The sequence below is a fragment of the Roseomonas sp. CCTCC AB2023176 genome (genome assembly GCF_042259275.1).
GTDB lineage: Bacteria > Pseudomonadota > Alphaproteobacteria > Acetobacterales > Acetobacteraceae > Roseomonas.
Genome location: NZ_CP170086.1, coordinates 2,546,581 through 2,568,130, shown reverse-complemented (window position 1 = coordinate 2,568,130; position 21,550 = coordinate 2,546,581). Strand labels below are relative to the sequence as shown.

The 21,550-nt window shown below is 70.9% G+C and carries 13 protein-coding genes, 1 tRNA gene and 3 pseudogenes; 9 read left to right on the top strand and 8 right to left on the bottom strand.

Going from position 1 to position 21,550, the window contains the following annotated elements; genetic code table 11:
• The first annotated feature begins 124 nt into the window (after positions 1–124).
• From ACE7GA_RS12795 to ACE7GA_RS12760, 8 genes and pseudogenes are all read left to right on the top strand, one after another.
• Positions 125–1,933 (top strand): tetratricopeptide repeat protein, encoded by a 1,809-nt coding sequence (locus ACE7GA_RS12795; protein ID WP_376099937.1) that lies wholly within the window; start codon positions 125–127, stop codon positions 1,931–1,933.
• A gap of 11 nt (positions 1,934–1,944) precedes the next feature.
• Positions 1,945–2,823 carry a 4-(cytidine 5'-diphospho)-2-C-methyl-D-erythritol kinase gene (locus ACE7GA_RS12790; RefSeq protein ID WP_376099935.1) on the top strand — a complete coding sequence of 293 codons (879 nt, stop codon included), beginning with the start codon at positions 1,945–1,947 and terminating at the stop codon, positions 2,821–2,823.
• Between the two features lie 491 nt (positions 2,824–3,314).
• Positions 3,315–3,389 (top strand) — tRNA-Gln (locus ACE7GA_RS12785).
• Between the two features lie 219 nt (positions 3,390–3,608).
• A pseudogene (locus tag ACE7GA_RS12780) lies at positions 3,609–3,818 on the top strand (transposase); the annotation flags it as partial.
• Between the two features lie 104 nt (positions 3,819–3,922).
• Positions 3,923–5,561 (top strand): annotated as a pseudogene (locus ACE7GA_RS12775) (ISL3 family transposase).
• Positions 5,562–6,174: 613 nt separating this feature from the next.
• On the top strand, positions 6,175–6,522 hold the full coding sequence (locus tag ACE7GA_RS12770; RefSeq protein ID WP_376099933.1) for a hypothetical protein: 348 nt from the start codon (positions 6,175–6,177) through the stop codon (positions 6,520–6,522).
• A gap of 37 nt (positions 6,523–6,559) precedes the next feature.
• On the top strand, positions 6,560–8,365 hold the full coding sequence (locus ACE7GA_RS12765; protein WP_376099931.1) for a metallophosphoesterase family protein: 1,806 nt from the start codon (positions 6,560–6,562) through the stop codon (positions 8,363–8,365).
• Positions 8,366–8,572: 207 nt separating this feature from the next.
• Positions 8,573–9,343, top strand: a complete 771-nt coding sequence (locus ACE7GA_RS12760) for an RMD1 family protein (protein WP_376099929.1) — start codon at positions 8,573–8,575, stop codon at positions 9,341–9,343.
• 57 nt (positions 9,344–9,400) lie between these two features.
• Here ACE7GA_RS12760 and ACE7GA_RS12755 read toward each other — a convergent pair whose 3' ends face one another.
• From ACE7GA_RS12755 to ACE7GA_RS12740, 4 genes are read right to left on the bottom strand one after another with little or no spacing between them, the layout of a single operon-like run.
• Positions 9,401–10,735: a carbohydrate porin gene (locus ACE7GA_RS12755; protein ID WP_376099927.1), complete on the bottom strand. Its 1,335-nt coding sequence runs from the start codon at positions 10,733–10,735 to the stop codon at positions 9,401–9,403.
• A complete protein-coding gene (locus ACE7GA_RS12750; RefSeq protein WP_376099925.1) occupies positions 10,735–13,191 on the bottom strand; it encodes a CoA transferase in 2,457 nt (818 codons plus the stop codon). The genes ACE7GA_RS12755 and ACE7GA_RS12750 overlap by 1 nt, the downstream gene beginning before the upstream one ends.
• Before the next feature lie 59 nt (positions 13,192–13,250).
• Positions 13,251–14,099: a transporter gene (locus tag ACE7GA_RS12745; protein WP_376099923.1), complete on the bottom strand. Its 849-nt coding sequence runs from the start codon at positions 14,097–14,099 to the stop codon at positions 13,251–13,253.
• Between the two features lie 7 nt (positions 14,100–14,106).
• Complete coding sequence (locus ACE7GA_RS12740; RefSeq protein ID WP_376099921.1) at positions 14,107–15,732, bottom strand: CoA transferase; 1,626 nt, start codon at positions 15,730–15,732, stop codon at positions 14,107–14,109.
• Positions 15,733–16,184: 452 nt separating this feature from the next.
• On the opposite strand from ACE7GA_RS12740, the pseudogene ACE7GA_RS12735 reads away from it, so the two are divergent.
• A pseudogene (locus ACE7GA_RS12735) lies at positions 16,185–17,206 on the top strand (IS481 family transposase).
• Here ACE7GA_RS12735 and ACE7GA_RS12730 read toward each other — a convergent pair.
• The 4 genes from ACE7GA_RS12730 to glsA form a co-directional block, all read right to left on the bottom strand.
• Complete coding sequence (locus ACE7GA_RS12730; RefSeq protein WP_376099919.1) at positions 17,203–17,733, bottom strand: DUF1269 domain-containing protein; 531 nt, start codon at positions 17,731–17,733, stop codon at positions 17,203–17,205. The pseudogene ACE7GA_RS12735 and the gene ACE7GA_RS12730 overlap by 4 nt on opposite strands.
• Positions 17,734–17,774: 41 nt before the next feature.
• Positions 17,775–18,719 carry an asparaginase domain-containing protein gene (locus ACE7GA_RS12725; protein WP_376099918.1) on the bottom strand — a complete coding sequence of 315 codons (945 nt, stop codon included), beginning with the start codon at positions 18,717–18,719 and terminating at the stop codon, positions 17,775–17,777.
• Between the two features lie 59 nt (positions 18,720–18,778).
• Positions 18,779–20,422 (bottom strand): MFS transporter, encoded by a 1,644-nt coding sequence (locus tag ACE7GA_RS12720; protein ID WP_376099917.1) that lies wholly within the window; start codon positions 20,420–20,422, stop codon positions 18,779–18,781.
• Positions 20,423–20,492: 70 nt separating this feature from the next.
• Positions 20,493–21,497 (bottom strand): glutaminase A, encoded by a 1,005-nt coding sequence (glsA, locus tag ACE7GA_RS12715; protein WP_376099915.1) that lies wholly within the window; start codon positions 21,495–21,497, stop codon positions 20,493–20,495.
• Positions 21,498–21,550: the final 53 nt, after the last annotated feature.

The following is a 21,550-nucleotide window of genomic DNA, read 5'->3' as shown; positions in this document are numbered from 1 at the left end:
GTGCGGCAAGCCGTTGCCATGTCGCGTCGGTCATGCCGCGGAAATGCCACATCGGGCGCATCGCGAAGGGTGCAGCGCAGCACGGGGCTGGCCGGGCGGGGGCGGCGGACTCTAGGCTAGGTCCATGCCGTTCCGCGCGCCGTCCCGCGTTCCCGCCCCTGCCCTGCTGCGCCTGCCCCGGGCGTGGGGCCCGCGGGCGACGGCCCCCGTCCGCGCCGCCCTGGTCGCGGCCGCGCTGCTGGCGGGTTGTGCCGCGGGCGGCCCTGCCGAGCCGGAGGAGGACGCGCCGGCGGCGGAACGCGGGGACCTGCCGCCGGCCGTGGAACGCGCCGCCCGTCGCCTCGCGCCTTCCATGCGCGGTGCCTTCGGCGCCTACCTCGCCGGTCGCTTCGCCACGAGCGAGAGCGATGCGGGCGTCGCGGCGGAAGCGCTGATGCGCGCCCTGCAAGCCGATCCGGACGAGCCGGAACTTCTGGCGCGCGCCTTCAACGCGGCCGTGATGGACGGCCGCGCGGAGGCCGCCCGCCTGGCGCGGCGCCTGCCGGAGAACCAGCTGGCCGCGCTGCTGCTCGCTGGCTCCGACGCGCAGGCCGGGCGCTGGGACCGTGCGGAGCAGCGGATCCGTTCGCTGCCGCGGCAGGGCAGCGCGCAGGTCCTCCAGCCCCTGCTCCTCGCCTGGACCCAGGCGGGGCGTGGCAACGTCGATGCGGCGCTCGCGACCCTGCGGCCGCTGACGGAGGGCGGGCGCCTGCGCGGCGTGGCCTCCCTGCACGCGGCGATGATCGCCGACGTCGCGAACCGCCCGCGTGAGGCCGAGCGCTTCATCCGCGTGGCGTTGGCCGACGCGGCGGAGCCGAACCTAAGGCTGCTGACGGTCGCGGCGGGGATCCTCGCCCGCGCCGGGCGGGAATCCGATGCCGCCGCGCTGTTCGACACGATGGCGGTCGGCACGGACGACGTGGCGCTCGCCGCCGGTCCCGCAGCGCGCCGGGCCGCCATGGCGACGCGCGCCGTCGCGAGCGCCGTCGAGGGAATGGCCGAGGCGCAGGTCGCGCTCGGCGCCGCGCTGCGCGGCCAGGGCGCACCGGAGCTCGCCCTGACGCTCGCGCAGCTCTCCCTCCGGCTGCGGCCGAACTTCGCGCCGGCGCTCCTGCTGGCGGCGGAAAGCCTTGCCGACGACCGCCATCCGGAGGCGGCGATCACCGCCCTGCAATCCGTCCCGGCGACGGACCCGATGGCGCCGCTCGCGGCGCTGCGCCGCGCGAGCCTGCTGGATCGCGTGGATCGGGCCGAGGACGCGCTCGCCGTCCTGCGTGGCCTGGGGGAGGCCTTCCCGAACGCACCGCAACCCCCGGCGCGGCTGGGCGACATCCTCCGCGCCCGCGGCCGCGCGGCGGAGGCGGCGGCGGCCTACGACCTCGCGATCTCGCGCGTCGGCGCGCCGCGGTCCTCGGACTGGCCGCTCCTCTACGCGCGGGGCCTCGCGCGGGAGCGGGCAGGGGACTGGCCGGCGGCCGAGGCCGATTTCCGCGGCGCCCTGCGCCTGCAGCCCGAGCAGCCCTACGTCCTGAACCACCTTGCCTATTCCTGGGTCGAGCGCGGCGAGCGGCTGGACGAGGCCCGCGCGATGCTGGAGCGCGCCGTCGCGCTGCGGCCGGAAGACGGCAACATCATCGACAGCCTGGGCTGGGCCTTGTTCCGCCTAGGCGATATCCCCGGCGCGATCCGCTGGCTTGAGCGTGCGACGGAGTTCGAGCCGCGGAACGCCGTGATCAACGACCATCTCGGCGACGCCTACTGGGCCGCGGGGCGACAGGCCGAGGCACGATTCCAGTGGCGGCGCGCGCTGGGCCTCGAGCTCGAACCGGGCGAGAGCACGAAGATTGAGGCGAAGCTGCGCGACGGGCTCCCGGCCACGGCGGCGGTGCGCTGAACTGCCCGGCGATGGCGGCGCCCGCCCCCGAGGTGACGGAGGCCGCGCCGGCGAAGGTCAACTTGCACCTTCACGTCACGGGACGGCGGGCGGATGGCTACCACCTGCTCGACAGCCTCGTCGTCTTCGCCGCCGTCGGCGACACGGTGACGGCGTCGCCCGCGCCCCGGCTGGAGCTAACGATCAGCGGGCCGGAGGGCGACGGCCTGTCCGCGGGCGAGGACAACCTCGTCCTGCGCGCGGCGCGGGCCCTGGCCGGCGATGGCGCCAGGCTGCACCTGGAGAAGCGCCTTCCCGTCGCATCGGGCATCGGCGGCGGCTCGGCCGATGCCGCGGCGGCGCTGCGGGCCCTCGACCGGCTCTGGTCCCTCGGCCTCGGGCCGGAGGGCCTGCGGGACATCGCGGCGAGGCTCGGGGCCGACGTCCCGGTCTGCCTGGCCTCTCGGCCCACCGTGATGCGCGGGATCGGCGATGTCGCGCTGCCCGCCCCGGCCCTGCCGGACTTCGGAATCCTCCTGGCCAATCCGCGCCTGGCCCTGCCGACGCCGGCCGTCTTCGCAGCGCGCGAGGGCGCCTTCACGGCCCCTGCCTCCCTGCCCGCGTCCTGGCCCGATGCGGCGGCCATGGCGGATGACCTCCGCCTCCTCGGCAACGACCTGGAGCCGGCGGCGGTGCGGCTGTGCCCGCCGGTCGGGGAGGTGCTGTCCGCCCTGGCGCGACTTCCGGGGGCGCTGCTGGCGCGGATGAGCGGGTCCGGGGCGACCTGCTTCTCCCTGTTCGGCAGCGCGGCGGCCGCCGAACGCGCCATGACCGCGTTACCGTCGACCTGGTGGAGGTGGGCCGGAGCGCTTCGCGACGGCCTGCAGGTAGATCCGCACCTCGCGGGATGACGCGGACCGGAGGGGATGCCGTTCAGTGGTAAAGTCTTCACTTCTGTGCTGGAGACAACCGGCCTAAATCGATCTGGGGCGTGCGGTGTCAGCGGGCCGAGCGCGGCAATCTGGGCGGGTCGAGGCCGGGCCGCGCGGGTCCCGGCGCAGGCGGTTCGGTCAACCTCCGGGACAGCGGGCTAGAGCGGGATCGGGGCGAACGTCGGGCTCGGCGTCGCGCCGCGATCCCGATGCGCCCGCGCTTCGACACGCACCCGGACGGAGATGGGTTGCGGCCGGACGACACACCGGCACGCGGGGCACGCCGCGATGGCATGGCTAGATGGCCGAAGGCCGCCCGACGCTTCGGAGGTTGTTTGGGTGGGGGGAAGGCCGGGACGGTCGAGGCCGGGTATCGCCCGACGCCGGACACGACGCGTGTCACCCGCGGGGAGCGGCAGGTCGGGGCTTTACGGCAAGGGAGCACAGAGACATCTTGCGGCCGGAGCCGGTGGGGCGTCGCCAAGCGGTAAGGCAGCGGTTTTTGGTACCGCCATTCCCAGGTTCGAATCCTGGCGCCCCAACCAACCCGCTTTCCCTTATGAAACCAGCATCTTGCGAAGGGTCGGGGTGCTCCACGTGGAGCACCTCTGTGGAACACCTGACAAGGGGGTTCCTTGCACGGTCCGGGTCGTGTCCCCGTTGGTGGTGTAGGACCTGACCGCCTCTGAGAGGGCGGTCACCGCGGTGGTTCATAGCAGGGTTGGGTTGCTGAGACCTGCAACCCCGACCTTGGACCGACCACGATGACCGACGATGAGACTGCTCTTCGCGATCTCCTCGCGAAAGGCTCGGATGCGACGTTCCTGCGCGAGATGATTGGCTTCGCGGCCGAGCGGCTGATGGAGCTGGAGGTGGGTGAACTCACCGGCGCGGGCCATGGCGAGCGTTCCCCCGAGCGGCTGGTGCAGCGCAACGGCTACCGCGAGCGGGACTGGCAGACGCGGGCAGGCACCTGGGATTGGGATTGAGATTGGGATTCCCCCGCTTTCGTGGCTCTTCCGCGCTTGGCGTGGAAGTCCCGGTCGACACGGTCCCGCTGCCCTGATTCAGGGTGGGGATGATCACGTCCACCGCTCTTCCAGGCTGCCTCATCGAGCGCTTGGAGCGCGGCCCTGCCGGCCTAGTCGTCGTCGCTCGTGCGCGACGGGAGCGGTGTCGCTGTCCCTCCTGCGGCAACCCAGGTTCCGCGGTTCACAGCCGCTACGTCCGGCACCCGTCGGACCTGCCAAGCTTTGGAGAGGCAACGCGTCTGCAGATCGAGGTCCGGCGGTTCTACTGCCACCACCGATCCTGCCCGCGCCGCACCTTCGTCGAGCCGCTGCCGCGGTTCCTGCCCCACCGGGCGCGGCGGGGAGCCGCCTTCTGGGGCAACTCGGCATGCCGGCGAGCGGGGACACCGTGTTGCGTCTCCTGCGCCGCCTCCCCGTGCCGAAGCCTCCAACGCCCCGGGTGCTCGGCGTCGATGATTGGGCGTTGCGCAAGGGGGGACCTACGGGACCATCCTCGTCGACCTGGAGCGGCGGCGCGTCGTCGATCTTCTGCCGGACCGGCGCGCCGCGACACTGGCCGGCTGGCTCCGGCGGCACCGCGGCGTGCGGACCGTCGCCCGCGACCGCTCGACCGCGTATGCCCGCGGCATCGCGCTCGGGGCGCCGCGGGCGCGGCAGGTCGCCGACCGCTGGCACCTGCTGTTGAACGTGCGGCAGATGGCCGAGCGCTGGCTCGCCGGGGCGCACGGTCGCCTCCGGCGTCTGCCGCCCATTGCCCATCACCGCCCCTCGCCGGCGCGGCGCGCGGCCTTCCCGTGCAGCCGAGGCGAGCGTGCGGCCGGCCCGGGTGCGTGTCGAAGCGCCGTGGAGCGGAGCCGGAGGATGGCCCTCTACGAGGAGGTTCGGCGCCGCCATGCCGCCGGCGAGCCTCTGCTGGCCATCAGCCGCCGCATGGGGCTGGCCCGCGGGACGGTGCGGAAATACGCCGGGGCCGGAAGCTTCCCCGAGCGCGGTGCGGGGCGCCGGACCCAGCCTGCTGAACCCCTGTATCGCCCACCTCGAGGCGAGGCTCGCCGATGGCTGTGAGAACGCGATGGTGCTCTGGCGCGAACTGCGGGGCCTCGGCTACCCCGGTACGCCACCCCGGTACGCCGAAGCAGGTGCACCGATGGCTGAGCCCGCGGCGCAGCAGGCCGTCGAAGTTTGGGCCGGGGCGCGGAGGTGTCGTCGAGGTCGGACGGGCTGCCGACGGCGAGCGCACGCCGTCGCTGCCCTCACCAAGGCAACTCGCCTGGTATCTCATGCGGCCACGTGACCGGCTTAGCGCGGAACCGGCTTAGCGCGGAGGAGAACGCCGACGGCGAGCGCATCGGGCAGGATGCGGCTGCCGCCACCGTCTCAGCGCTCGTCCGCCGTCTCGCCGATCTCGTGCGGGACCGGAGCCTCAGCGCGGTGGCACCGTGCCGTGCGCCGCTTACGGCGCTCAAGGGCTGGCTCAGGGATGCGCGGCGCAGCGGCGTGGCCGCAGTGGTCACATTCGCCGCCGGACTGCAGGGGGACGGCGCAGCAGTCAAGGCCGCTCTCACCACGCACCGGAGCAACGGACACACCGAGGGGCAGGTGAACAAACTCAAACTGCTCAAGCGACAAACCTTCGGTCGCGCGAGCTTCGTTCTGCTCCGCCGCCGCCCCCTTCTCGCCGCCTGATCCACGCAAAGCGCGGAAGAACCACGAAAGCGGGGGAATCCCAAACCCAATCTCAATCCCAGTCAGGCTTCATCCGGTCAGCTTGGCCCAGCCACTTCGTTCCGGCCACAGGCCAACAACTTGGCGATGGCCGCGGTTGGCATCGCACACTCGTCGCAGCGTACGTTGCGCCCGACGCTTGTCCGCCTCGGCGGCACAACGGGCGCATCTCATCCTACGCCGGGCCGTCACGCCCAAGTGCCGCACCGACGATCGTCGCGGAGCATGGCGCGGCAACTCGGGCCCACGCACCCGTCGCCGGCTGTTGGCGCGACGTCCTGCGGCTGAGCGTTGCGTGCCAATCCGAACCCGCCTCCATGGCCGAGCGCCTCGCGGGTGATATCGCTGATGGCCAGCAAAGCCCGAAGCGCACGGGCTGTCCGCCCGTCCCGAAGCGCCGAGGAGTACGCTCTTGCAGACCGGATCATCCTTTTCCCGCCGTCTCCTGATCGCCGGCTTGCCGACCGCCATCGTCGCGGGCTGCGCGGCAGAGCCACCCGCCCCGTCCGTGACGGTAGGGCCCGCACCGTCCGCTGACCCAGGCGAGGAGGAAGTCGGCGCGCCGGATGCCCGCGTGGAAATCAGCCAGTTCACCGGTGGCTTCATCGGAAATGTCTCGTGGGGCTCCGGCACCCTGCTCTACGACGGGCGCCGCTACCCCTTCCGGCTGAACGGCCTCGGCCTCGGCGGCATGGGCGGGGCACGCGTCACGGCCAGCGGGGAGGTGTTCGGCCTGCGCAGTCCCGCCGATTTCGGCGGCGTCTTCGCCCAGTTCCGGGGCGGTGCGGCTGTCGGCGGGGACGTCATGCGCGGCTGGCTTTGGCTGCGCAACACGTCAGGCGTCCGCATGCGCCTGCGGCCGAACCGCAGCGGACTCGCACTGCAGCTCGGCGGGGACGGACTGCTGGTTCGCATGACCTGACGGGGCGATGATACCGAGGCCGGATTGCGGATCGGAGGTGGCGGCCCGGGCGCGTCCCGCGGGTGAGACAGGGTCACCCCCGGGCAGACGCAGCCAGCCCCCCTTTGAGTCCCTGCCCGATCCGCGGGACGGTGACATAGAGGACGACGCGTCGAACACGACGCGCCACTCGCTCCTGCGGCATGCATCGCGCCTGCTGCTGGAAATAAACCTTCCGAAGTTCTTCCTGGCTGTTATCCTCGCGCTGGCGCTGCCCGCCTTGCTGCTGGGTGCAGCGCCGAAGGTCGGCGTGTGGCTCGTGCAGGCGACCTGGTCGCAGACGCCAGACCTCGGGCGGGTGCTGACTCCCCTCGCGACGGCCGTCGCGCTGGCTGGCGCTGCTTGGTTCTGGGGCGGCACTCTTCTGCGCCTCGCGGAGGGCTGCTTCTGGGCCCTGAACGCCAGCTTCGTGCAGCCGCTCTACGTGATGATCCGCGAACTCGTGCGGCTCGCGGCCGAGGCGTTCCCGCCGCTCCGCGAGGTGGCCGGCACCCGTAGCGCCGCCGGCCTCGCCGCGGGCGGGCTGATCGCCCTCGGTGCGGCGGGCGTCGCCTGGTGGGCGGGTCCGCTACCGACGTTCCTCCCGGACGATGGATCGCTCGAAGGACTCCTATGGTCGGTACGCGCGGCGCTCGCCAACGGGGTCTGGGCGGCCATGCTGTACCTGGGCACCGGCGCGGTGGCCTGGTCCCTGGCCGAAGCCGCAAGCGGCGCGCCGGAGAGCTGGACGCCAACGGACGCGCCGGACGCGGATGCGACCCGTCCAGCCTGGCGCGTGGCCCATCTCTCCGACGTCCATGCCGTCGGCGAGCCTTACGGATTCCGCCTGGAGTCCGGTCGCGACGGGCCGCGCGGAAACGCATTCCTGGGTGACGTGCTGGCTCAATTGGCGGAGGAGGACCGGGCGCACCGCCTGGACTGCATCCTCGTCACGGGCGACCTGACCGATGCGGGCCGTAACGCGGAGTTCATCGCCCTGGAGGACGAACTCGCGGCCCAGCCAGGGCTGGCCAACCGGCTGCTCGCCTTGCCCGGCAATCACGACGTGAACATCGTGGACCGGGCGAACCCTGCACGGCTGGAACTACCCTTCGGCCCGGGTACTGTGCTGCGCCGCGTCCGCATGCTTGTCGCCCTGGCCCGGCTGCAGGGTGAAAGGGTGCACGTCGTGGATCGCGCGACGCGGCGCCTCGGCCCGACGCTCGCGGCCTTCCTCGCCGCGGAGGACCGCGAAGCCCGGCTGGCGCGCTTCATGGACCGGGGCGGCGTGCGCGCCGCGCTCGCGTGCCGGAGGATCTGGGACGAGAGCTTCCCGATGATCCGCCCGCCGTCGTCCGGCGGCCTCGGCGTGGTCCTGCTGAATTCCTGCGCAGAGACCAGGTTCTCCTTCACCAACGCGCTGGGCTTCGTCGGCGGGGAGCAGCTTCGCGCCACCGAGGACGTGCTTGCGCAGTTCCCCGATGCGCCGTGGCTCGTCGCCCTGCACCACCACCTCGTCGAATATCCGGGGCGCGGCGTCGCGGTGGCCGAGCGGATCGGCACCGTCCTCGTGGACGGCCACCGCGTACTGCACCGGCTGCAGCGCTTCGCGCCCCGCATCATCGTCCTGCACGGGCACCGTCACACCGACTGGATGGGACGGTGCGGGGAACTTCGTATCGTCTCCGCCCCATCCCCGGTCATGGGCCAGCCGTCGGCCGGTCGACCACCGGGCCCCTGGATCCACCATTTCCTCAGCGGGCCCGGGGGCGGGTTGGAAGCCGGGACCCCGCGGCGCGTCTCCGCAGGCCCGGACCTGACGTGAGGGGGTGAGCCTGCCGGCCGGCTCCGAACAGGCGCAACGCGGCGCGCGGCGCCGGCGCGACCTGGATTTCCCCGCCCAATCCTGTCCCCAGCGTCTCGACTGCGCGGCGCCGGACGCGCTGCGACTTCCCTCGGCGTGACAGGGGCCGAAGATGGCTCGCGGCGGTCGTCACGACCCCGCCGGGGGGGACCGATGTTCCTGCGCGACATGGCGGCCCCGATCCCCGTCGTGGCCATGCTGCTGGGGGAGCGCTTGGACACCCGTGGCCTCGGCCGCCGCGATAGCTCCCTTCCAGGCCTCGTCGTCATCCCCGCACCGGCCGGCATGGCCTTCGCGTTCCGCTGGGGAGCGGTCGTCACCCTGTCGCTTCCAGCCGAGGCGCGGGCCGAGCTCGCCACAGGACTGCGGTCGCGCCTGCAGGGTGCTCTGGATCGGCCAGTCGAGGAGACGGCGACGCTGCGCCTCGATCGCGACCGCGACGGGCTGGACGAGGATGGTTCGATCCGGGTGCCGGACCTCGATCTGCCCCGGCTGGCCATCGTCGCGGAAACCCTCGCCAAAAGCGGCCTGCTGACCCACGAGGAGTCCGAGCTCGCGGGCACGCTGGACCGCCTGGCGCCGGTCATCGCGGAGCTGCGGCGGGGCCGGCTCGTGCCGTCGCCCGGCGTTCCGCTGCGCTCGATCGGGGAAGCGCTCTCGGCACGCGCCCGCGCAGCGGCCCAGGTGGACACGGCGGCCAAGTCGGACCTGCTGTGGGAGCACCCCGAGCTGGAGCCGCTGCACGCAGCCCTCAGCACGGAGTGGGAGCTGGAGGAGCGGAGCGAAGCGCTGGGCCGCAAGATCGCGATGGTACGGGAGGCGTCGGAGACGCTGCTCGCCCTGATCCAGGCGCGGCGGTCCCGCGGGCTGGAGATCGCCGTGGTGCTGTTGATCGCGACCGAGGTCGCGACCGCCCTCTTCATGCTCGCAAGGCCCTGACACGCGCCCCGGTCCGCGGCGTCGTGGACTGGATCCGGCGACGCGGGCCCTGCCTCCTCAGAGAAAGACGCGGAACTTGATCTGTGGGATCGCGATGAAGTCCACGCTCGGATTGAAAGCCGGGTTGACGACCAATTGTACGCCGGGCGTCAGCGTGCTGTTGGGCGTCACGGCGATGTTCCAGTAGGCCTCCACGCCGTACTGGTCGCGGCGGGCGAGGCCCGGGATCAGGTTGCTGAAGGGCCTTGACCACATGCCGGCGACCGCAGCCTCGCCGTTGATCCCGAAGGGCCGGAGATAGGCGGCGCCGGCCACCGCGGTGTGGTTCGTGAAGGTCGTGGAGATCCCGCCGCCGCGCGCTTCGTTGTAGGTGTAGCTGGCAAAGCCGACCACGCGGCCGCGCTGCAGTTCCCCGTTGATCTTGAAGCCGCCGCCTGGCGAGTTCGGGGATGTGTCCACGTTGAAGGTACGCCGCGTGCCCGCATAGAAGACGAGCAGGGAGAGGTGATCGAACTCGCCGTTTGGCCGGCGCCACTGGTGCCCGACCTCGACCCCGCTGAACAGCTGGTTGGCGTTCAGCGTGCTCCAGTCCAGCCCCCGCTGGCCTGGCGAGCCGTTCATATCGTTCAAGGCGCCGTTGACGTAGAAGCCGTCGGCGAAGGAGCGCCAGCGGAAGGACAGACCCGCGCCGAAGGCCGGGTAGGGGATTGTGTCGTGAAAGGCGAGCGGGCTGGCGGTAAAGCCCGTGCGCGCGTCCTTGAATCGGAAGAAGTTGAGGGTCGCCTGCGGGGCTTGGTTGCCGATGCGGAAGTTAAAATTGCGTCCGATGTGCTGCTCGTAGAACAGGTCTTCCACGGCGAACCGGTTGTTCCACGACGTGAACTCGTAAGCCGACCAAGCCGAGCCGAGGTTCGCCAGACCGAAGGGGGCGGGCCACGTGTTGTTCCCGCCGAGCGCGCCGCGCCAGCCCCCGCGGAAGACGAAGGTGCCCTCGTAATCGCCACCGCGGTCGATCGGTGTCCAGGTCGCGCCGTAGCCGAACCAGCCTCCCACCGCCCAGTCCTGGCGGACCCCAGGCCGCGTGTCCGTCGCGTACTGAGCAAGCTGCTGATAGCTGGCGAAGAAGGTGATGCCGTGATCCTGGAACAGCCGCAGGCGGAACCGCTGGAGATCGGCGCGCCAGGGTGCCTCTAAACCCGGGAAGAGCGTGCCGCGCGGCGTCTCCGGCGAGGCCAGCGCCTCCGGCGCGCCCTGGTCCGGATCGTAGAGCGCGTCGGGTCCGGGAAGCCGCACCTCCGCGACCGGCCGCGGAGGGACGGCGGAGGACGCGACCTGCGCCGCCGCCGGCCCGGCAGCGAGCGTCAGGCCAAGGAAGGCACCGGCCCAGCGCATCAGCCCCGCGCCCATTCGGTTCGGCCCAGCACGCCCGCGGAGACCAACTCGCCGACTTGGGCGTCGGTGAAGCCGAGCTCGCGCAGGATGGCCGGGCCGTCCGCCCCGATCCTCACCGCGGCGGAGGGGCGCGGCTCGGGCCGACCGTCGAAGGCGAACCAGGTCGGCGCAAAGCATTCGGTGGACCAGCCGTCATTCGTCGTCTTCTCGAAGCGCACGGTCGTGCTTGGGCGCTCTCGGTGGCGGTCGGCCAGGTCCTTGCAGCTCTGCACTTCCGCGGCCGGGATGCTCTGCGCGCTGCACCAGGCCAGCGCCTCCGCCCGGCTGCGGCTTCCCAGTTCAGCCGTGATGTCCCGCGGCGCCTGGGCGAAGATCCAGCCATCGGAGAGCCGGTACACGCGAGCACCTGCCGTCATACCGGTCGCCAACTGTCCTCGCGCGCTGGCCGGCGGCTCCGTACCTGGCCGCTGGAACAGCAGCTGGATGAGCGTCGCTGCGTTGCAGAGCGAGGTCTCCGCCCAGTCGCCGCGGCCATCGCCCCGCTGCTCCCGCGCGTAGAGCGCGAGCACGCCGGCGAAGCAGCCGAGGTAGCCGCAGAGGTAATCCACCGCCGAGGCGATGCCGTGGAACGTCGGCGTCTCCGGCCCCCCGAAGCGCATCATGACGCCTGTCGTTCCCTGAATGGAGGGATCGTAGCCCTTGTCGTGGTGGCGCGGCCCGTGCCGCTCACCGCGCGTCGCGGTGATCTGGACGCCGATCGCGCGGGGGTTGCGCCGCGCGAGGCTGGCTGCATCGATCCCCAGGCGGACCATCTGGTCGTCCATCATGTTCGCGCAGACCATGTCCGCCGTGTCGGTCAGGCGCTGCGTGATGGCCTGTGCCTCCGCCTTGTGCCGGTCGAGGATGATGCTGCGCTTGCCCGCCGAGTTCTCGCCTGACCACATGACGTGGATCGTCGGGGCGTGCTGCGGATCCATGACGTCCACGCGCGTCACCGTCGCCCCGAGCTCGACGAGCATGCGAGTGCAGCTCGGCCCGGCCAGGACGTTCGTCATGTCTACGACCTTGTAGCCCGCGAGCGGCAGCCGGGCGTTCGCGCGCCCCGTCGTGGCGGGTGCGGCGGCGGACCGGGCGGGGATGGCTCCCCCAGCCTGACGCGGCGCGAGCGGCGCGTAGGGCTGAGCGCTGCGCGTCCACACCGCGCGCCCGATCTGGACGTCACCGCCCCCAACCTCGGCGAAGACGCCGGCGGTGCGCGCGTCCGCGTCCTTCTGCCATTCCTCCCAGGTCATGACGATGCTGCCGGCCGATCCGTTGGCCGCCAGGAAGCGCTCCCACTCCGCCGCGGTGCGGCGGCGGAAGGCGGGTTCCAGCAAGCCCGCAAGCTTGTCGGTGTAGGTGAAACCGAGAGAAAGGCTGTCGCCGAGGTTGCGGCGCATGTTCGCCATGTTGGCGGCGTCGTACGGATCGGCGAAGACGGCGCCGGTCGCCAAGGCCTCCTCCCACAGCCCCATCGCCTCAAGCAGGTGGCGGGAGAGACGGCCGTTCGGGCCGGCCATTGGAAGGATCCAGCGGTTGTCGAGCGTGCGGTAGCAGGTGGAAAAGGGGGCGAAGCGCCGCTCCAGCCACATCTGCCGCTCCGGCTCACGGAGCGCGTCGGCGACGAAGCCGCGGAACTGGTCGGGCGTCGTGCCAGGCGGAAGGCCGCCCACCACGATCGGCTCCAGGTGCTTCGGCAAGCCTTCCGATGTTATGGAGAGCGCCCCGATTGCGGAGAGCCCGCCGGCGATGCGGCTGCCGAACAGCTCTCGGCCAAGCCCGGTCCGCTGGCGGTCCACGAGGGATGCCACCGCGGCGACGGCGCCGTTCACGCCGCAATAGATCGAGGGCAACGGCAGTGGTGTGTAGATGACCGGGCGCCCTAGCACCGGTGCGGACACGCTCATGTTGGTGAAGAAGCCGGTCAGCGCATTGATCAGGTCCTCGGAGCAGTCATGTGGCAGGTGACCATAGGCGTCATCGCCGGGCAGCGCGGCGACGATGCGCAGCAGGACTTGATGGGGCGCACGCGTCTCAGGGGCGGTTCCATCCACGATGATGATGTCCGCCGTTGCGGCGTCGGCCGCAGCGACGGCCGGCACCACGGTCTTGCCGCGATCGAAGAAGGCGTCGTCCAGGCCCGTGGCCGGCGACCCGGCGGCGCGCACGACGAAGACCTCGGCTCCCTGGTCCGCGAGGAGCAGGCCGGCGAGCCGGCCCGAGAGGGTCGCGCTGCGTTCGACCACGCGGACGGTGCGCAGCGGCGGCGCGCCAGGCCGCGCCTCGCGGTGCCCCTGCGCCATCTGCGCAAGGGCCGGCGGGGCCACGAGGCCGCCGAGTGTGACGGAACCGACCGTCCCGCCGAGAGCAAGAAGGGCATCGCGCCGCGTGGCGCCGGTGATCCATTTATCGGCCATGGGAAGCCTCCACGGGTGGGGAACGGGCCTGGAGGAATCCAAGCCGCTGAAGCGCTGCTCTATCGCTGGAACACGAGTGTCAGGCGGAGCTGGAAGCCCCAACGGGATCCGCCTTCCGGCCGCTCGGCGTAGTAGCGGACGAGGCCGCCGAGCTGGATCGGCTGGGTACCGACGCGCAGGAGTTGATTGACCCCGGCTTGGATCGGCACGGTCCACTGCCCGGCGGTGGCGTTGTAGGTGCTTTCCGTGCTGACGAAGTACGTCGTCCGCTGCGGCGTGGTGTAGGCGATGGCGGCCTGCACGAAGCTCTGGCTCACGCGCTCCCGATCGTCCGGCGTGCCGCCGAGCGACCAGATGTGGTTCGCGAGGACAAGCCCGATCCAGGGGCCGCGCGTCAGCACCGCGACGGCAGTCGGCCCCGCCGCGTACTGGCGCGTTGAAGTGAACCGGTTCGTGCCGGTCGGCACCAGGATGGCCGGTCCGACACCCCAGGTCAGCCCCCACGACGTCGGCCGTGCCGGAGAGATCCAGGCGCTCGCGAGCGTGTCGCCGAGGCCCGTCTCGTGGTCCGGCGCGACGCGCTCCAGGTGGGCGAACGGGATGACCGTCCGCGTGATGATGTTCCAGTCCGCGTTGAGTTGGAACGGCAGGACGGGCTGCGCGACGGCGGTGTAGCGGAAGCCATCGCGGTTGCGTCCCAGCCCGTAGTCGAAGTTGTTCTGGATCGGGACGGTGATGAGGGTGGCCAGCGGATTGTTCAGCTGCTGCGCCAGGGCCTCGTCGCCCGTATAGGCCGGCGGCGCGGCCTCCGCGCCCTCGGTGCCAGCGTAGAGACGGACGTCCTGCGCCTGCGCCGGAAGCGCGGCGAAGAGAGCCAGCAATGCTAGGGCGGAGAGCCGGCGCTTCAACACAGGGTCAGCCCTCCCAGACGGGATGGGACCCGCCGCGGACGTCCAGCAACGGCTCGCGGAAGCGCGTCGGCGTGCGCGACAGCTTCACGAGCGGCGCGAGCCTTTCGTACTGGCCGTAGGCCGAGGCGGCGCGGACCGTCTCGGGCGGCCCCAGTCGGCTTTCCGGGCCAGGATTCGCCAGTTCTTCCGCCGGCACCTGACCGAGGCTCATGAACCACATCGCGCAGCGGGTCAGGTTGATCCGGACGTGGTAGCTGCCGCCTTCCTTCGCGCGGCGGCGCAGCGCGGCGAGGACGCCGGCGGTGCCGAGATAGCCCGCGATGTAGTCGTTCATCACGAAGGTGGGCGGGAAGCGCGGGCGGTCCGGCCCGCCGCCCTCGATCGCCGTGAAGCCGCTCACGGTCAGCGCCTCCATGTCGAAGCCCGCATACATGTTCCACGGCCCGGACCAGCCGTATCCACGCACCGAGCAGTAGATGACGCCGGGCTTGGCGCGTGCGACTTCCTCAGGCCCGAAGCCGAGCTCGCCCATCTTGCGGCCCCGGAAACCCTCGATGAACACGTCGGTCCGCGGCAGCAGCGCCTGCAGCTGCTGCCGGCCCTCGGGGATCTTCAGGTTCACGAAAGACGAACGCATCCCGATGTTCACGTCCTGGTAGATCGCGTCGTGCTCGAAGCCCTGGGCGCGCGCGATGTGCAGCACCTCCGCGCCCTGACCGGCGAGGTTGCGCGCAACGGTCGAGCTGGCGATGACGTGGGCGCAGGCCACCGCACGGATGCCGGAAAGCGGCTGCGTCGGGTTCGGCGTCCAGGGAACGATCGGGCCGTCGCCAATCTTCACGATCTCGACCAGAGGTGTGACGGCCACTGCGCGGCCCTGTGGGTGCACCGCCCATTCCTCCGCGGTCCGATGGACACCCATGATCATCCCGGCCTCTCCGACGCGCTGTTCCAGGTCTGCACTGTCGAAGGCGCGGATCCGCGCGGCGATCGATTCCGGGTCAGGTGACGCGCCGATTACCCGCAGGAAGCCGACGAAGTGCTGGGGATAGAGCCCCGTCGGCGTGACGCATCGGCCGTCCTTCGCCTCGAAGACGGCGAAGGAAAGGGGGTTCCCGATCGCAAGCGGCGCCTGGAGAGGCCGCCCGTTCATCGTCGGCTGCCAGGACCAGGCGGGCGGCAGCGGATCACCGGGCAGCATGTTCACGGCCCGCAGTTCCTCCACCAGCAGCCGCGCCCAGGGGGCGACGCTGTAAACGGCTTGGCGGAGATCCACGCTGAGGTCCTGCGACTGCCCGGTACGCTCGCGCCAGATCGCCGCGGCGTTCACGCCGGCGCCCATCGCCGGGATTGCCATACAGGCGCCCGTACGGAAGCGGCTCCGCACCAGGGGATCGCGGCCGGTGAAGGTGACGCGTCCGCCCGCATCCTCCGCATTGACGCCGAGGTCACGCATGAAGGTGCGGAAGGCCGCGTCGATATCGAAGTCTGCATTTGCCGGAGGCTGCGCGGCGACGGAGCCGGCCGTTCCAGCGAGCAAGGCCCCGCCTGCCAGGAGCTTCGCCAAGTCGCGGCGCGGCAGGTCGTGCCGAAGCGGGTCGCGCGCCGCGCTGTCCTGATCATTCGCCATGGCGCCACTCCGGATCTCGCTGCGGACGACCTTGCGTCGACGGTCGGAGACGGAGCAACGGGGCTGGGATGCACGGTACAGGCGGTGGACGCGGACCCTACGCGACGTGGCGCAACGACGATGTCTTGCTCTGCACTGACGCGGGATGGACGCTTCATCCCTCCTCCCGCGCACAGGTGGGAATGGCCATGCAGTGAGGACGATGCGTCCTGGCGAGCCAGCTACGGAAGGTCGCATCCGCCGGTGGCGGCGGATCTGCATGACAGCAGTGCTGTGTGCGGGGGAACAGCGGTGGTGCCATGGGCGTTGCAGGCCATGCGCCCATGAACTCTTCCGGCGTAGAACGAGCGCGGCACCCGCGCCCGGACGGTTGCCGCGGCGATGCTGGCGGCTAGATATTTTGTCCCACGGTGTAATGATACGCTGGAACGGCAAGCCTGGATGGACGGGCAGTGGGAGGGGTTCTTCACGGCGGCGCCACGACGACGGAGGCAGTCCGTCGCGCAATCCAAGCTAGTCAAGCGAGCGTAAGGGCCCTGGCGGCCCGCCATGACATCGGCCCGACGACGGTGCAGAAGTGGCGGCGTCGGGACTTCACCGCCGACGCCCCGATGGGGCCCCAGGCGCCCCGCTCCACCGTCCTCTCCCCCGAGGACGAGGCCGTCATCGTCGCCTTCCGCCGCCACACGCTCCTGCCGCTGGATGACTGCCTCTACGCCCTCCAGCCATCGCTCCCACACCTGAGGCGGTCATCCCTGCATCGCTGCCTCCATCGGCACGGCATCGCCCGCCTCCCCGAGGCGTCCGAGCCCGAGCGAGCCCGCTTCAAGGCCTACCCGATCGGGTTCTTCCATATCGACGTCGAACCAGCGGTTTGCCGGACATCGCCGAGGTGCACACCGAGGAGGGGCGGCTCTACCTCTCCGTCGCCGTCGATCGCACCTCGAAGTTCGCCTTCGCCCAGCTGCACGAGAAGGCCACGCGACGGATTACCGCCGACTTCCTCCAGGCCCTCGTCGCGGCCGTCCCCTACCGCATCCACACGATCCTGACCGACAACCGCACGGGGTTCGTCGACCGCACGCCGTCGAACGAAGAGGCCGAAGCCGCGGCCGACGCCATCTGGGCGGCCACCGACCAACCCCGCATCTGGCGCCGCCATGCCTTCGACCTCGCCTGCGAGCAGAACAGCATCGAGCACCGCACCACCAAGCCCGCCCATCCCTGGACGAATGGTCAGGTCGAGCGGATGAACCGCACGCTGAAGGACGCCACCGTCCGCCGCTACCACTACGGCTCCCATGACGAGCTGCCGCAGCACCTCAAGCTGTTCCTCGACGCCTACAACCACGCGCGCCGTCTCAAGACTCTGCGTGGCCTCGCCCCCTACGAGTTCATCTGCAAGGCCTGAACGGATCAGCCGTCCAGGTCCACCTCCGACCCGACCCACTACACCCTGGGACTAAACATCTAGACGCTGCCGGGCGCCGTCGCCGGCGCAGCGCGCGTGGCGGCCTGCGCGTGCTCCAAGGCCTCGCGCAGGGTTGCCTCCTTCGTCTCGTCGAAGGAACTCCGCATGACGCGCCCGCCCGTGCCGCTCAGTCCCGCCATGACCTTATCTGTCGTCATCTTCCGGATCAGTAGGAAGAGCCCGGCCTCGCCAGAGTCGAGGGTCGCAGCGATGTCCCGCATCAGGTCATCCTTGATCCCGACATCCGTCAGCCTCCCCGCGAGGGCGCCCGAAGCCGCCCCCAGGGTTGCACCGACGAGCGGCATGAGGACGATCAGGCCGATGAGGCTGCCCCAGAGCGCTCCGGAGGCCGCGCCCGCAGCCGTGGGAGAGAAGAGCTGGTTGAGTCGGACCGTGCCATCCGCCTCCTTCACCGCGACGACGGCGTCGCCGAGCTCGATAAGGTACTCCGACTGGAGAGAGAGGACGCGCTTGCGCGCATCCTCCGCGGCGGCTTCGTTCGCGTAGGCGATGACGAGGAGATCGGCCATGGATCCTTGACTCCGGGGGTGGGGGGAAGATTTGCCCGCCGTTACTGGTAGGACGTGCACACCGACTCGGTGGCTGGTCCCGCGGCGGAGCGAAGCACTAGGCCGAGCAGCAGGCGTGTCTTCGGGCCGGAGAGACATCCGGCGGGGATGAGCCCGCAGCCGAGCGGGTCCCGCTCGGACCCGTCGTCGCGGTCGGCTCCGGTAAGGACCGGACCCGTCATGCAACGCGACGCGAGATGACCGGCAGGCGCGTCGCGCACCTGCCTGGGGCGGCGCGATCCTTGCCGGCGCGTGGCCGCGCCCATGCCCGCGATGACCGCTCCCTCGTAACCGAGGCACGGCAGCACTTCGATCAGGCGTCTGTCCTCGGCCATGCCCCACCGAAGCAGCGCGACGGAACTCGGCGGCCCGCCGAAGGTCGGTGGGCTTGGGTCGCGTCGCAGATGTACGGACACCCTTCCACGACCGTTCCGACAGACCGGACCGGTACGCGGAAGGCAGGGGGCATCGCCGCGTGGGACGCCCGCGAGAAGCTCGCAGCATGGACGTCGTCGGTGAGGACGGTGACGGTCACCGACCCGCGCGCCTCCGGCGAGGCGACGACGCGGAGCGCCGCAGGCAGGCCCGCCGGGCGTGTCGGCGACACGCATTGCATCGGTCACGACGACTTGGCTTTGGCCGGCCACGAGCACGCCGGGGAGAAAGCTCCTTTCATCGATCGGATCGGTCTCCCGCGCGAGGGCGGTGCCGTAGAAGCCCTGCCCGAACGCCCCCTGCACGCGCCGGGCGACGTCCATGATGTCGGACCGCGCGAGGAACGCGCTGGGTACGCGCGCAACTGAATGGGCCTCGATAGCCGTAAGGTCCTGGAGGTCCGGCACGACGGCGACGTGCTCGGCCGCCCCGAACCTCGGCATCATCCCGCCCGCGGTCGCGCGGGACATCGTGCTGGTCGCGCGCAGCAAAGGGATGAAGACACGCGCCATGCGGGCCGGCTCCTGCCCCACGGGCAGGCCGCCAAGGGCCAGCCCCCGCCGCCGCGCGGTCACGCCCGGCGCCCGCCCGGCTCGTCGCCCGGCCGGTAGGCGGGAAGTCGGCTCGCCGGCACGATCGTCAGGAGGGAGAGACAGGCCATGATCAACAGGCCCATCTTCAGGGCCCGCAGCCGCGCTTCCGCGTTGATCCGCAGCGCCTCGTCCGACTGCTCGGGGGTCATGGTCGTGCGGGCCAGAACGTCGCGCAGCCGGTCGTTGCTGACGAAGTTGATGCTGTCCAGGTCAACCTGGGAACGGACCTCGGCCGGCAGCGTCGGGTTGTCTGCGACGGCCCGCAGGACGCCTGCGCTGAGAAGCCCGACGAGGAGTGCTCCGGCAAGTGCCGTGCCGACACCCGCCGCGAGATTCTGCGTCGTACCGCGCAGGCTTCCCACGTCGCCGGCGAGTTCCTTCGGCGCCGCCGTCACCAGCACGTTGAAGACGAGCGTCACCAGCGCGCCCTGGCCGATCCCGAAGAGTATGAGCCCGGTCATCACAACGGGCGCCGACCAGTCGTTGCGAATAACGATGGCAAGCCAGAGCAGTGCGACCGTGCAGAGCGTGAACCCAGCCATCCCGATCACCCGCGGCGCATAGCGTCCGTAAAGCTTGACGACCAGCAACGCCGTGAAGAACACCGTGAGGTTGAACGGCAGCATCGCGACCGCCGTCTCGATCGGCGACCGGCCCTGCACGATCTGGATGTACAAGGGTACAGAGAAGTTCAGCATCGCCTCGAGGCAGACTACCGAGAACATCGTCGTCAGCGCCGCAATCTCCCGGCCTGAGGTGATGACGCGCATGTCGAGGAGCGGCGTGCCGCCCGCGGCCTGAACCCGCCGCGTCCAGGCGATGAACGCCTGCAGCAGCGTCGCGCCGAGGACGATCATGATCGGTGCGGGCGAGAGGCCAAACATGTTGAACGGTGCGGATGGCTGGGCCAAGCCGAGGCCCCAGCGGTTGAGATTGTTGAAGCCGAAGACGATGAGAACGATCGAGGCGGCGGCGAGCACCACGCCGACCACGTCCACCTTCACCTCCGGGCGCGGCGGGTCCGGCCGCAGGCGGAAGCTCAGGACGAACACTGCGGCCGAAACGAGGACCAGGAGCCCGAAGACCGGCCGCCAGCCGAGGAAGGTGCCTAGGAAGCCGCCGATCAGGAAGGCGAGGACACCTGCCCCTGCGCGCGCCGAGCCCAGTGCCCCCACCGCCGTCGCCCGTTGTTGTCCCTTGTAGTGGTTCGCGATAAGGGCGACGAGCGCCGGCACATTCACCGCAGCGGCGAGGCCGGCCAGGAGCTGCGCCGCCAGCATCACCGGCGCCACGGGCGCGAGCGTCATGAGAACCTGGGCCGAGCCGAAGACCACCACGACGATCCGAAAGACCGTCGTGGACCCGAAACGCTGCACAAGCTTCGCGCCGAGCATCACGAACCCCGCGACCGCGAGGGAATACATGACGACCCCCGTGGCGACCGTCGTCGGTGGGACGCCGAAGCTCGCGACCATGCCGGACAGCGAGACGGGCAGCGCAGCGACGTTGTAGGACATGATTGCCTGGCCGAGCGCTATGACGATCATCGGCACCCACGACGCGCCGGCGTCCTCCGCATCCTCGGCCTGCCGCAGCAGGGCCGTCGTGCTCTGCACGCCCATCAGAGATCTTCCTTCAGCAGGTTTCGGTCGGCATCCGGGCAGGGGAGGAGCATCCGCCGGACCTGCCTGATCACGCTTCCGGCCTGGACGCGAAGAGGTTCAGGCCCATCCGGTCGGCGAGGAACCGGGTCACGAGCTGGCCGCGGACGCTGTTCCCGGCCTCGTCGAGAGGCGGCGAGAAGGTACCGAGCCCGCCCTTGCCGGGCGCGATGGTGACAAGGCCACCCGCGACGCCGCTCTTGCCGGGCAACCCCGTCTCGTAGAGCCAGTCGCCGGACTGCTCATAGAGCCCGGCCGTCGCCATGACCGCGAGGATCCGCTTGCAGCGGTCGGCGTCCACGACGTGCTCGCCCGTGACCGGGTTCGTCCCGCCGTCCGCTAGCGTCGCGCCCATCACGGCGAGATCGCGGGCCGTGACGTTCAGCGCGCATTGCCGCGTGTAGAGGTCCGTGACTTCGTCGGGATCACCGACCAGGGCACCATAGGCGTGCAGTAGCCGCGCGATGCCCTGGTTGCGGCCGTTGGTCGCGGCTTCCGACTCGTACACCTCATCGTCGATCTCAAGCCGCCGCCCCGCGAAGCGCGACAGTCCGTCTCGGATGAAGGTCCATTTGGCCGCACTGGTGTTGCCGGGAACCAGCCCGGTCGTCGCCAGCGCACCCGCGTTCACCATGGGGTTTACGGTCCGGCTTGCGTTGAGCTCTACCGCCATGATTGAGTTGAAGGGGAGTCCGGTCGCGTTGACGCCGATTCGCAGCCGGGCCTCCCTTCCCCCGAGCGCCTGGCAGACCAGCGCGAAGACGAAGGGCTTCGAAATGCTCTGGATCGTGAAGGTCCGATCTGCGTCGCCCACGGCATGGACCGCGCCATTCACTCCGACGACGCAGACGCCAAACCAGTCGGGCGATGCGCGCCCCAGTGCGGGAATGTAATCGGCCACCACGCCGTCCGTCACGGCCTGGTAGCGCTCCATGCTTTCGCGAACAAGGGCCGCGACTTCGTCTCCGTCCGGCAGGCGGCCGGTGGAGACGGTGGCCTGACCGGCCTCCGCCTCGCTGTGCAAGAGCCGATGCATCGCGAGACTGCCTCCCACCATCAACCCGTCGGCGCACCACCCCGTAGGCCGGT